The 12,680-nt window shown below is 42.0% G+C and carries 13 protein-coding genes and 1 tRNA gene; 9 read left to right on the top strand and 5 right to left on the bottom strand.

What is annotated here, in order from left to right; translation table 11 throughout:
• The first annotated feature begins 129 nt into the window (after positions 1–129).
• Complete coding sequence (gene yiaK / locus BW976_RS20870; RefSeq protein ID WP_076376119.1) at positions 130–1,119, top strand: 3-dehydro-L-gulonate 2-dehydrogenase; 990 nt, start codon at positions 130–132, stop codon at positions 1,117–1,119.
• 149 nt (positions 1,120–1,268) lie between these two features.
• Here yiaK and BW976_RS20865 read toward each other — a convergent pair whose 3' ends face one another.
• The 3 genes from BW976_RS20865 to panB all read right to left on the bottom strand — a co-directional run bounded on the left by BW976_RS20865 (position 1,269) and on the right by panB (position 3,764).
• Entirely contained in the window at positions 1,269–1,628 is a 360-nt protein-coding gene (locus tag BW976_RS20865) for a VOC family protein (RefSeq protein ID WP_076376117.1), read from the bottom strand.
• Between the two features lie 450 nt (positions 1,629–2,078).
• Positions 2,079–2,807 (bottom strand): RluA family pseudouridine synthase, encoded by a 729-nt coding sequence (locus tag BW976_RS20860; protein WP_076376115.1) that lies wholly within the window; start codon positions 2,805–2,807, stop codon positions 2,079–2,081.
• A gap of 141 nt (positions 2,808–2,948) precedes the next feature.
• Positions 2,949–3,764 carry a 3-methyl-2-oxobutanoate hydroxymethyltransferase gene (gene panB / locus BW976_RS20855; RefSeq protein WP_076376114.1) on the bottom strand — a complete coding sequence of 272 codons (816 nt, stop codon included), beginning with the start codon at positions 3,762–3,764 and terminating at the stop codon, positions 2,949–2,951.
• A 403-nt stretch (positions 3,765–4,167) separates the two neighbouring features.
• On the opposite strand from panB, the gene carA reads away from it, so the two are divergent.
• The 3 genes from carA (at position 4,168) to BW976_RS20835 (ending at position 7,001) form a co-directional block, all read left to right on the top strand.
• Positions 4,168–5,268 carry a glutamine-hydrolyzing carbamoyl-phosphate synthase small subunit gene (carA, locus tag BW976_RS20850; protein ID WP_076376112.1) on the top strand — a complete coding sequence of 367 codons (1,101 nt, stop codon included), beginning with the start codon at positions 4,168–4,170 and terminating at the stop codon, positions 5,266–5,268.
• Positions 5,269–5,941: 673 nt separating this feature from the next.
• Entirely contained in the window at positions 5,942–6,478 is a 537-nt protein-coding gene (locus BW976_RS20840; RefSeq protein WP_076376108.1) for a hypothetical protein, read from the top strand.
• Between the two features lie 199 nt (positions 6,479–6,677).
• Positions 6,678–7,001, top strand: a complete 324-nt coding sequence (locus BW976_RS20835) for a DUF6686 family protein (RefSeq protein ID WP_076376106.1) — start codon at positions 6,678–6,680, stop codon at positions 6,999–7,001.
• A 242-nt stretch (positions 7,002–7,243) separates the two neighbouring features.
• On the opposite strand, the gene BW976_RS20830 is transcribed toward BW976_RS20835, so the two are convergent.
• Positions 7,244–8,737 carry a phytoene desaturase family protein gene (locus tag BW976_RS20830; RefSeq protein WP_076376104.1) on the bottom strand — a complete coding sequence of 498 codons (1,494 nt, stop codon included), beginning with the start codon at positions 8,735–8,737 and terminating at the stop codon, positions 7,244–7,246.
• A 96-nt stretch (positions 8,738–8,833) separates the two neighbouring features.
• Between BW976_RS20830 and BW976_RS20825 the strand changes: the two genes are divergently transcribed.
• Genes BW976_RS20825 through BW976_RS20810 form a run of 4 tightly spaced genes read left to right on the top strand, consistent with a single transcriptional unit; the run spans position 8,834 to position 11,142 of the window.
• Positions 8,834–9,670, top strand: coding sequence for a phytoene/squalene synthase family protein (locus BW976_RS20825; RefSeq protein ID WP_076376102.1), 837 nt, complete (start codon positions 8,834–8,836; stop codon positions 9,668–9,670).
• A 52-nt stretch (positions 9,671–9,722) separates the two neighbouring features.
• Positions 9,723–10,220, top strand: coding sequence for a hypothetical protein (locus BW976_RS20820; protein WP_175614151.1), 498 nt, complete (start codon positions 9,723–9,725; stop codon positions 10,218–10,220).
• A complete protein-coding gene (locus BW976_RS20815; protein ID WP_076376098.1) occupies positions 10,217–10,897 on the top strand; it encodes a lycopene cyclase domain-containing protein in 681 nt (226 codons plus the stop codon). The genes BW976_RS20820 and BW976_RS20815 overlap by 4 nt, the downstream gene beginning before the upstream one ends.
• Positions 10,894–11,142, top strand: coding sequence for a cytochrome b5 domain-containing protein (locus BW976_RS20810; protein WP_221283421.1), 249 nt, complete (start codon positions 10,894–10,896; stop codon positions 11,140–11,142). The genes BW976_RS20815 and BW976_RS20810 overlap by 4 nt, the downstream gene beginning before the upstream one ends.
• Positions 11,143–11,211: 69 nt before the next feature.
• Here the strand turns inward: BW976_RS20810 and BW976_RS20805 are convergent, their stop codons facing one another.
• The gene (locus BW976_RS20805; RefSeq protein WP_076376094.1) at positions 11,212–12,126 is read right to left on the bottom strand and encodes a PfkB family carbohydrate kinase; all 915 of its coding nucleotides are present in this window, start codon (positions 12,124–12,126) and stop codon (positions 11,212–11,214) included.
• 85 nt (positions 12,127–12,211) lie between these two features.
• Here BW976_RS20805 and BW976_RS20800 point away from each other — a divergent pair.
• A tRNA-Asn gene (locus BW976_RS20800) sits at positions 12,212–12,285 on the top strand.
• The last annotated feature ends 395 nt before the right edge of the window (positions 12,286–12,680 follow it).

The following is a 12,680-nucleotide window of genomic DNA, read 5'->3' as shown; positions in this document are numbered from 1 at the left end:
GATGTAATAATAACTCTTTTAAACTGAAATTATTTTAATAAGCTATCCCGGTGCTTTATCTCCGAAAAACGAAACCAGATTAGGCTGTTTTATTTTTACTTTTGATTATTGACTTTTTACTTACCTACCATGCGTGTACCCTTTGAAAAACTGAAAGCCGAATTTAAACGGATATTACTCAACCTTGATTTTACTACTGAAAAAGCCGAAAAATGTGCCACTATTTTTGCAGAGAACAGCAGGGACGGCGTATATACCCACGGACTTAGCCGTTTCCCGGTTTTTGTACAATTTGTAAAAGGAGGGTGGGTAAAGCCCGATGCCGAACCTGTAAAAGAAGGCGGCCTGGGTGCTATTGAACAATGGGACGGCAACTATGGTCCGGGAATGCTCAATGCGGGCATATGCATGAATCGCGCTATGGAACTGGCTAATGAAAACGGTATAGGTTGCGTAGCCATAAAAAATACCAATCATTGGATGCGTGGCGGTACCTATGGCTGGCAAGCTGCCGAAGCCGGTTATATAGGTATTTGCTTTACCAATACCATCGCCAATTTACCACCCTGGGGTGGTCTTGATCCGCGTTTGGGTAACAACCCACTGGTGATAGCCGTGCCCCGCAAAAACGGGCACGTGGTGCTGGATATGGCTATATCGCAATATGCAGTTGGCAAATTAAAACAGTATGAAGCAAGTGGGGAGCAACTGCCGCTGCCCGGTGGTTATGATAACGAAGGCCATTTAAGTACCGATGCCGCGGCTATCCTAAAATCGGAACGGGTGCTGCCCATTGGTTTTTGGAAAGGCTCAGGCCTTTCGCTCGTGCTTGATCTGTTGGCAACGGTTTTAAGCGGCGGCAATTCTACCGCACGAATCAGCAAAGAGAAAACGGAGGCTGGTATCTCCCAGGTATTTATCTGCATAAAACCAAAGGATGATAACCATACGGCAGCCCTGATTGAGGAGATCATCGCCTATACCAAAACCAGTACCCCGGAGCACGAAGGCGGATCCATATCATATCCCGGTGAAAACACCTTGAAAACCCGCGCAAAAAATTTAAGCGAGGGTGTTTGGGTTGATGAAAAAATATGGAATACGGTGCTGGGACTGTAGGGAGGGATCAAAAGTCAAAAGTCAAAAGTCAAAAGTCAAAAGTCAAAAGTCAAAAGTCAAAAGTCAAAAGTCAAAAGTCAAAAGTGGGGGAGTGCGATTCCTTCCTTTGGGAAGGGGAGTTATGAGTTCTACTCCGACAATTTCACTCCTTATCCTTCCATAATAAAAATGGCGTTCTTATTCAGATCAAAAAATCCGAATTCATTGGTGTGCCAGGGTGTGTTGGCTTTAAAGGCGTCGGCTTTAACCGTTCCTCTTTGTACAAACTCCTCAAAAAGCGGTTGAATGTTTTTTACATCTATCCTGATAACCGAGCCGCCAAGTAGCGGGTCTGTTTCGGTATCCGCGTGCCACTGCAGGTGCAGATACAGGTTATCACGGTTTAAAACAGCATACATGTTATCCCAAAACACGGGCTCAAAGCCTGTTTTGTCTTTATACCAGGTAACGTCTCGTTCAATATCAGCAGAAGGAAGCACCGGCATAATGCTATTAAATTCGGTTTTCATTACAGATGGTTTATTTGTTTAACAAATATAATGAAGCCAGTGCAGAGGTAATGTGTTAAAATGAGTATTATGCTTATGGCCCGTGTTGAAATCAGCTAAGTTATGCCGAATTTATTTCGGCATCTCATATTCAAAGTTGCGCACAAGCATAGTTTTAACCTGCTAATGGGATGCTGAAACAAGTTCAGCATCCCATTATTTCAAACCGGTAGTTGGGGTTATCACTCCACCACTTTTAATTTCTTGATTCTAATCTCTTGACTCTCTTAAGCCCCCACCATTATCCCCTCAAACCCCCGCCGTTGTTGGTGTTGTCACCAACAACAATCTGTAGGAGTAATTAACTAGCACGTATAATGTTGGTGACAACACCAACATTGGCGGCGACGCGTGGATGAATTTCTTCGCAGCACCACTTTAATCTTATTTCTTGATTCTTACCTCTTGATTCTATTCCCCAATCATCATCCCTTCAAACTTTTCCCAGAAGCCATCGTGCGGAACGGGGGCGATGATCGTTACGGGTTCATTTTTAACGGGGTGTACAAATGTTAGCTTGCGCGCATGCAGGCAAATACTTTTGCGGAGGCTACCTCGGGGATATCCATACTTATTATCACCAACAATGGGTGTTCCCAGGGTGGATAGCTGCACCCTGATCTGGTGCGGGCGACCGGTTATCGGGTCAACTTCAATGAGGTAATAGCCATTAAGCTCCGCAATCAGTTTGTAATGCAGTTCGGAGCGTAAACTGCCCTGCACTTCTTTATCATGTGCCTTGGTTACGTTCTTTTGCGAGTTCTTTACCAGCCAGTGCACCAAAGTACCTGCTTCTGGTTGGGGGCGTTTGCGTACTACTGCATAATAGGTTTTATGCATATCGCGGGCCTTAAACATCTTATTAATCCTGTCCAGCGCCTTGCTGGTTTTGGCAAACAGGATAACGCCGCTTACCGGACGGTCCAGCCGGTGCACAACGCCTAAAAATGCGCCGTTGGGTTTGTTGTATTTTTGGGCGATGTATTTTTTAACCTTTTCATCCAGCGGCTCATCGCCGGTTTCATCAACCTGTACAATATCACCGGCGCGTTTGTTCACGGCAATAAGGTGGTTGTCCTCATAAAGGATATCCTTATCGGTAATATCGTAGCTGGTATAGTTAAATTCGGGACGGGCCATATTTTATTTCGGAATTCGGATGTGGAATTTCGGATTTATTTTGATTTCGGATGTGGGATTTCGGATTTGAATATTATATTCGAAAATCAAAATTTCTAAATTCCCAAAATCCGAAATCGAAATTCCGAAATCCCAAATCTCTTAATATTGTTCCTGTTCGTTCGGGAAACTTTTTGATTTGATGTCGCCAACATAGTTTTTGATGGCGCCGTTCATTTGGTCGTACAAGTTGGCGTACTGGCGTAAAAAGCGCGGTTTAAAACCTTTGTTAATACCCAGCATATCATGTATTACCAATACCTGACCATCGCAATGTTGCCCGGCACCTATACCTATAATAGGTATTTGCACGCTTTCGGCAACTTCTTTGGCCAGTTTGGCGGGTATTTTTTCCACCACAATGGCAAAGCAGCCCAGCTCCTGTAAGGTGATGGCATCTTCGCGTAATTTTTGTGCTTCGGCATCTTGCTTGGCGCGTACGGTATAAGTGCCAAATTTGTAAATAGATTGCGGTGTTAAGCCCAGGTGACCCATAACCGGTATGCCGGCGGTTAATATACGGGTTACCGATTCGGCTATTTCAATGCCGCCTTCCATTTTAACACCATGGGCGCCCGATTCTTTCATGATACGGATAGCCGAGTTGAGGGCTTCTTTAGAGTTACCCTGGTATGAACCAAAAGGCAGATCGACGATCACGAGCGCGCGTTTGGCTGCACGCACTACCGACGAGGCGTGATAGATCATCTGATCGAGCGTTATAGGCAGCGTGGTTTCATGTCCGGCCATCACATTGGAGGCCGAATCGCCTACCAGGATAATATCCATCCCGGCATCGTCAACAATAGCTGCCATGGAGTAATCATACGCAGTAAGCATAGCGATTTTTTCGCCACGGTTCTTCATTTCCTGCACAATATGTGTAGTGATCCTTTTAACTTCTTTATGTATTGACATTTTTTATTTCGGATTTCGGATGTTCGATTTCGGATTTATGTTTTATGGTATGCAAAGGTTACTATTAATTTCGGAATTCGGAATTTCGATTTCGGATTTGTCTGAACCACGATTAAACAGATTAAAGGATAAACATGATTTTAAGAAAAAGAATCCTGTAATCCCTTAATCCCCAAAATCGCGGTTCGGACAAAATTCAATTTCCAAAATCCTAAATCGAACATTCGAAATATAAAATAATTCCAAAATCAAAAAAATCCGAAATCTCAATTCCGAAATCCGAAATAAAACTGTATTTTTGCGGCGTGAATCAGGAAGTTCCTTACTTCAATATTTCTATTAGTTTTCACGGGGCTTTGAACCAGGCGATCCGATTTATTAATCCTTTCAATTTTTTTGATAAATGACATACCTCACCAAATTACCGGCTGTACTATTACTGGATGATGGAACCGTTTTTTACGGTAAAGCCGCAGGGAAGATAGGTACCACTACAGGCGAAATATGCTTTAATACCGGGATGACCGGCTACCAGGAAGTTTTTACCGACCCATCATACTTTGGCCAGATCATGGTGGCTACCAACGCGCATATTGGTAACTATGGTATTACCCATGATGAGGTTGAATCTGGACATATCCAGATTGCCGGTTTGGTTTGTAAAAACTATAATATCGCTTACAGCCGTAAACAGGCCGATGAATCGATACAGGATTATTTCCAGGAACAAAACCTGGTAGGTATATCTGATGTGGATACCCGTCAGTTAGTGCGTCATATCCGCGATAAAGGCGCCATGAATGCCATTATTTCTTCAGAGATCCTGGATATTAATGAGCTGAAGGCTAAACTTGCTAAGGTGCCTTCTATGGATGGGCTGGAACTGTCGTCAAAAGTATCTACTATAGAAGCCTATACTTTTGGCGATGAAGAAGGCAGATATCGTGTTGCCGTGCTTGATCTGGGTGTGAAGAAAAACATCCTGCGTAATTTTGACGATCGTGATGTTTACGCCAAAGTTTTCCCGGCAAAAACCACTTTTGAAGAAATGGAAAAGGATTTTGCCCCAACCGGTTACTTTATATCAAACGGCCCCGGCGATCCGGCTGCCATGCCTTATGCTATTGAAACGGTAAAATCAATTCTGGCTTCTGAAAAACCGATGTTCGGCATCTGTTTAGGTCACCAGTTACTGGCTTTAGCTAACGATATTCCAACCAAAAAAATGTTTAACGGTCACCGCGGCTTAAATCACCCGGTAAAAAATATTATTATCAACCACTGCGAGGTAACTTCGCAAAACCACGGTTTTGGCGTAGTGCCTGAGGCGGTACGTGCTTCTGACAAGGTAGAGATCACTCACCTGAACCTGAACGACCAATCTATAGAAGGTATCCGTGTAAGAGATAAAAAAGCATTTTCGGTACAATACCACCCGGAATCATCTCCAGGCCCTCATGACTCAAGATACCTGTTTGATGATTTTATCAAACTGATGTCATAGATGTGCAAATGTGCATATTTTAGATGTGCAGATGATAAAAAGCCTTTCAAGTTTAGCTTGAAAGGCTTTTTTTTGTATAGAGGAACAAATACATAATAAACGCGTCATTGCGAGGCACGAAGCAAAAAGCCCCACCCAACCCTCCCCGGAAGGGAGGGCTTAAAGACCTTTTTTCAAAAGTCTCCCCTTCCGGGGGAGATTTAGAGGGGGCTCATTGCTTGATACCTTACAGCAATGACGCGCGGCAGGAATCTTTGCTCCAAAAATCCTTGCTCTTTGCTCCAAAAATTCGTATATTTATAATACTTCAACGGCCCGGCTTTCGTAACAGAAAATCGGGCCGTTTGGGTAAAGGAAAAATAGCTCTAAAATGGAGTTGTTTTAAGTTAGTTATTTGATAATCAGATTTTTAATACTTTTTAAAGTTTTAAAAACGCGTCAAAATCGTGTTGGAATTTGTTAAAAAGTGTTAAAATCGATGTTTTTGGAGTGGGTTTGAGCCTAAAATGCCCCGTTTTTGAGCAGAAAAGTGTTAAAATAAAAGGTTTAAAAAGTTTTTCAAGAGTATTAAACAAAAGATTTTACACATTATTTCTTTCTAGTACACAGCAAAATCGTTTAACACCTTAACAGAAATAACACAGTAAATTATTCACCACGTTTTTATTCTCCTATGCTACCGCTTAAAACAGTACTCCTATTAAGTTTAGTTTTTGTAACTCATGTATGTCTCTCGCAAAAAATAAATGATATCCCCAAAGATGCCGTAAAAGGCGACTTTAACGGCGATGGCAAACCCGGGTACGTTTGGGTAGTAAAACCCAAGATAGCCGATAGCGGTGAGGATTGTGTTGGCGGATGTACTATCAGGGTCGTGTCGTCTAATCCCGAAATACCTCCCCTGGTGATACCAAACGCGATTGGCGGAACCATTACTAATCTCGGCGATTTGAATAATAACGGCACTGATGAAATAGGCATCCTGCCCGAGTGGTTCACCAGTTGCTGGAGTCCTTACTATGTGTACACACTCACTCACAAACACTGGCAGGAAGCTGTGCCTTCATTTTCTACCCACTGTAACCAATGGGAAGCCGATGTAAAACCTATTGAAAAAGCTCCCGGCAAAAAGGGTTATGTAGTGATCAGATACAGCGCATTTGAGAAGGAAGAGGTCGTAACCCAGTCAAAAATTATCCCCATAAAATAGTCTCCTGTTACTAAGTTGCTGTAAATAAGCTTTTTTTATTTTTATTTGGATTTATTCTAAATAAGATATTACTTTGTTCGTATTAATAAAGGACATACCTGTAAAAAACAGTTTAAAATATAAAGTCCTGCTCTTGAGCAAATGCTGCGGTGCGATAGCTTTGCGGGCCGGGCAGGCACCAACTTAATTAACAATGCATATGTGCGATTCAAAAATCATAAGCCAGGTAGGGGCAACCGTAGTGAGCCGATGCTCGGAATGTCGTTGTGTATTTATATGGAATAACAACCTGATCCTGAGCTTCTCGCCCGAACAGTTTGTACAGTTCAGGGATTTTACAGTCGATTTGGATTTTGCTGAGCATACCCATTCGTTCCCCGATGGGCAGGAACGTCTGGTAATGCGCACCCCGGTTAATGATGTACAATTAACTTTTACTACCGATGAGTGGGAGGATTTCCACGCTGCCATGGCCGAAGCTATTTATATGCAGGAGATCTACTCGCTGATGTATGACAATTGATTATTTTAGTATCAAGTTTTAGTATCAAGTATCAAGGCTCATACAGAAAATAGGTAATGAGAGTACTGATTATGGGTTTACACTTAAAGCCTTGATATTAGTGTAAAATTAACATAATAAATTGATTATGAGTTATTTATATATGAGTTTACACTGAAAAGTGTAAACCATGTAAACCCACATTTTGCTTTGTTTATGAGGGCCAACCCAAGGTTATGCGTCAATTTATGGTTGCCACCACACTAGCTGCTTGATACATTCTTAAAACTCTTCATGGCTTCCTGAGCTGCGATTTGACCTGATATAATAGCTGGCGGAACCCCGGGGCCTGGTACGGTTAGCTGCCCTGTATACAACATATTTTTAACATGTTTGGCTCGCATGGCCGGTTTAAAAAAAGCGGTTTGCGCCAGGGTATTAGCTAATCCGTAGGCGTTGCCTTTAAAAGAATGGTAGTCGGCCTTAAAATCATTGAGTGCGTAACTGCGCTTTACTACAATAGAATCACGGATATCCTGCCCCGTAATGTGTTTGAACCGGTTGAGCATCAGGTTAAAATACTTTTCGCGGATACTTTCATCGTCATGTAAGCCCGGCGCAATTGGCATCAGGAAAAATAGATTTTCCCCGCCTTCGGGCGCTACGGCGGGGTCTGTTTTGGAGGTACAGGAAACATAAAAAAGCGGACTGGTAGGCCATTGCGGCGATGTATATATCTCTTGGGCATGCAGTTCAAAATCCTCATCAAAAAATAAATTGTGGTGTTTTATGCCCTCTACTTTTTTATTGGTGCCGATATAAAACAATAAACTCGATGGAGACATGGTTCGGCTGTCCCAATATTTTTCGGTATAGTTCCGGTGCGATTTGGGTAACAGGTGTTGGTCAAAATGTTCATAATCAGCTCCGGCTATTACAAAATCAGCCTGAAACGTGCCTTGGCTGGTATTGATATCGCTTATCTTATTATCCTTTATGTCGATATTAAGAACTTCGGTGTTGAGCTTTATTTCGACACCTAATTCTTCGGACAAGTTAACCATTGCCTTCACAATCTGGTTCATACCACCTTGTGGGTACCAGGTGCCCAGGGCCAGGTCGGCATAGTTCATCATGCTGTACATGGCGGGCGTATTTTGCGGTGTTGCTCCCAAAAATAAAACCGGGAACTCGAGTAGCTTTATCAGCCGGGGATTTTTAAAATATTGGCGCACATGTTTGCTCATACTGCTTAACAGCTGCATGCTCAGGCTTTTTTTGATGAGGTTAAAGTCAATAAATTCAGTAATGGAATGGGAGGGGCGGAATACATACTCGCCCATGCCAACCTGATATTTATAAGCCGCTTGCTTTAAAAACTCCCTTAAGCCTATGCTGCTGCCAGGTTCTGTTTGCTCAAAAAGGGCTTCCAGTTCGTTCATGCTGGCCGGTACATCCATTACATCACCAGGGCCGTAATAGATGCGGTATCCGGGATCTAATCGCTCCAGTTGGTAATAATCGGCCGGTGTTTTACCAAACAAGGCGAAAAAGTTTTCGAACACATCGGGCATCCAATACCAGCTGGGGCCCATGTCAAACCTAAAGCCATCTTTTTCCCAAACGCGTGCCCGGCCGCCGGGCTGGTCGTTCTTTTCCAGTATGGTCACTTTAAAACCTTCTTTAGCCAGCACACAGGCGGTTGATAAGCCCGCAAAACCTGCTCCGATGATGATGATATGCCTGCCCCTGTTCATATAGCTATAGAGGTCCAAGTTAAACAAATTGTTTTGTGGTCATAAAAAAACAATAACGGTTTGAATTTGTACTTTTGGGAATCAGCGCAAGTGTAAATGATGAACCTGTACGACGAAACCAGTTTTGAATGCAGTAAATTGATAACCAATAAGTATAGCACATCATTCAGCTTGGGGATAAAGGCTTTTGATAAGGGTTTTCGTTACCCCATTTATGCTATTTATGGCTTTGTAAGGTATGCTGATGAAATAGTTGACACCTTTCACGAGTACGATAAGCTAACCTTGATCAGCGATTTCAGAAAGGAAACGTTTAAAGCCATTCAGGAAAAGATCAGTTTAAACCCGGTTATACACTCGTTTCAGCAGGTAGTAAATGGGTATGGTATCGAAATGGGGCTTATCGACGCTTTTTTACGCTCTATGGAAATGGATCTGGATAAAAAAGCGTATGATCCGGCCTGTTATGAAACCTATATCTACGGCTCGGCCGAGACGGTAGGACTCATGTGCCTGCGTGTTTTTACAGGTAATAATGAGGCGCAATATCAGTCGCTTTTATCCCAGGCCCGTAGTTTGGGGGCAGCTTTTCAGAAAGTAAATTTTTTGCGTGATATACAGGCCGATTATCAGGAGCGTGGCCGGACCTATTTCCCTGGCATTGATTTTGACAATTTTACCGAGCAGGACAAGCGTCGTATTGAAGCGGATATAAAAAACGATTTTGACCAGGCTTTTGAGGGGATCAAACAATTACCTACAGGTACACGTTTAGGGGTTTATATAGCTTATACCTACTATTTGAAACTGTTCAAAAAAATAAGTTATACGCCGGCAAGTGTTATCCTGCAAAAAAGGATACGTATTTCTGATGTCCGGAAGATGGGTTTATACGTTAAAGCTGTTTTACAACAAAAACTGAATGTGATTTAAGATGATGAGGAGACATATTTTTTTTATAGCCGGAATATTTTCGTTTTTGTTGATGGTACAAAATGTAAAGGCCGATGAGCCAAACCTGAAAAATATCCGCAGGCAATTAAGGGAGGCCATTAATGATCGCAAAACCACTGATTCCCTTTATAAAAGTTTAAGCAGTATAAAAAACCGTACGGGCATTATGGAGGGTTTTATAGCCGGTGTGCAGGCACTGAAGGCCAAACATGCCTGGAACCCATACTCCAAGATAAAGTATCTGAAAAACTGCGAAAAAACGTTTGAAAAGGCTATAGAGGTTGATCCGCATAATATCGAAATCAGGTTTATGCGTTTTTCTGTGGAAGACAGTGTGCCCGGTTTTTTAGGTTATAATAAAAATATAGCCGTTGATAGCAAGGAAATTATAAGCCAACTGGATAAAAAAAATTATGGCACCGCCGACAGGGAGCTTACCATAGAGATCATTAAGTTTTTGGTGAATTCCCGGAGATGTACCCCAACCCAAATTGATGAGCTGAATAAGCTCTTAGCTGCTTTAAAGTGAAATATACCTACTTATTGATCAATATATTGACCGTGTTTTTCCCGGTTATATTATCGTTTGATAAGAAGGTCCATTTTTATAAAAGTTGGAAATTCATATGGCCAGGAATGGCCATAACAGGGCTTTTCTTTTTGTTTTGGGATGTGCTTTTCACCGTAAAAGGGTTATGGTCATTTAATCCTCATTATATTATAGGTATCAATTTAAGTGGTCTACCGCTTGAGGAGATATTGTTTTTTATCACCGTACCATTTGCCTGCATCTTTATTTATACCTGTCTGAATCATTATATCAAATGGCAATTGGATAACAGGCTCACTAGTATTATCAATAGTTTAATCATTATGCTGAGTATACTAGGGCTTATTTTTTATCATGATCGTTTATATACTGAGGTAACTTTTGGTCTGTTGCTGGTGTTGATTCCTTTGCTGCAATATGTATTTAAAGTAAGATGGCTTAACCGGTTTTATTTGGCTTACCTGGTAGCGCTTATCCCTTTTTATATCGTAAATGGTATATTGACATCCATACCCGTAGTTATATACAATAACAGCGAGAATATGGGCAAACGGATAGGTACCATCCCGGTAGAAGATCATTTTTATTTAATTATCCTGCTGTTGATGAACATCGGCTTTTTTGAGTACTTTAAAACCAAAAATCAATTATCTTGAACCACCTTCCGGAATATACCAAGTCACAACTGGCCCTGCGTAACGGGCAGGATAAGCCGCAGATATGGGTGGCTTATAAAGGGGTGATTTATGATGTGAGCGAAAGCCGGTTATGGAAAAACGGTAAGCACTATGAACATTGGGCCGGGCAGGATCTGACAGATGAACTGGCCGATGCCCCGCATACGGAAATGGTATTTGAAAAATTTGAGCAGGTAGGGCGATTAAGCCCCCCGGCCCCCTAAAGGGGAAGCTTCCTGATATGCAAATGTGCAGGATATGCACATTTGCATATCCGCACATCTGAAAGGAGTTTATATTTCGAACGTAGATAGGCTAACAAATTCCTGCACGCGGGCAGTAATTTCTTCCTGAGAAAGGTTTCGTAATTTTTCTGTGCCAAATTTTTCAACACAGAATGAGGCTAGCGCCGATCCATATATGATAGCATTTTTCATGGAATCAAAATTTATCGAACCTACTTTAGCTAGATAGCCAATAAAGCCACCTGCGAAAGTGTCGCCTGCTCCGGTAGGATCAAACACTTCGGCCAGTGGCAGGGCAGGAGCGCTGAATATTTTATCCTCATGGAAAAGTAGGGCTCCGTGCTCGCCTTTTTTAATGATCACATATTTGGGCCCCATGGTTAATATTTTGCGGGCGGCTTTTACCAGAGAGAACTCGCCTGATAATTGACGGGCTTCGGCATCATTGATAGTAATAACATCTACCAGTTTAATAGTAGCCAATAATTCATCGAGAGCAATGTCCATCCAAAAGTTCATGGTATCCATTACAATAAGTTTCGGCCGCTTGGTTAATCGTTTGATAACCGTTTGTTGTACTTGTGGCGATAAATTACCCAGCATCAGATACTCACAATCCTGGTACGAATCGGGAATTATCGGATCGAAAGTACCCAAAACATTAAGCTCGGTAACTAAAGTATCACGGGTGTTCATATCGTTATGGTATTTCCCGCTCCAAAAAAACGACTTCTCGCCTTGTTTTATCTGGAGGCCTTCGGTGTTGATATGGTGCTTTTGAAGGTCTTCAATCTCGCTTTGTGGAAAGTCGTCGCCAACCACGGCAACAATTTTTATATCGTTAAAAAAATAAGAAGCGGCCAAACTTGCGAAAGTTGCGGCCCCTCCAACAATTTTATCTGTCTTTCCAAAGGGTGTTTCAATGGCGTCAAATGCCACACTACCAATAACTAACAAGCTCATGTAAAATATTTTTAATTTTTTTTGCGCAAATATTGTGAAATTAACGGAGAAATTATACTTTTGCACCACTCCAAACGGAAAATAGTCCTGAGTAGCTCAGCTGGTTAGAGCATCTGACTGTTAATCAGAGGGTCGCTGGTTCGAGCCCAGCCTCAGGAGCATAAGCCCCGCACGTCTGCGGGGCTTTTTTTTTTCATCAAGATAGCCTATTTTAGCGTTTAAACGCGCTTTTTAGTCAATCAGACTTTTTAGAGGCTATCATTTCAATATTCGAGTTTCACAGGTTTTTTTGTTTAACCAGTCGAAAAAGTGTTACAAAATGGAAAAAATGTTACACAATGTAACGCGATTTTGTGACCAAAACAGTAGCTGCTTTGTCGAGTAGATTATTGAATTATGGCAACGCTTAGCCCAAAAGTCTTTAAGCACCACAAAAGAAGTGACGAAACCTACAATGTAAAAATTTGTATTTCCCACAAAAGTGAACGAGCTTACCTTGATACGGAACATTACGTTTCCGAGAAGAAGCTATCCAAATCCTTAGAGATCAAAGA

This window comes from Mucilaginibacter lappiensis (genome assembly GCF_900155965.1).
GTDB lineage: Bacteria > Bacteroidota > Bacteroidia > Sphingobacteriales > Sphingobacteriaceae > Mucilaginibacter > Mucilaginibacter lappiensis.
Note: the sequence above shows the minus strand (reverse complement) of the source record. Positions and strands in the feature narration are given on the sequence as shown.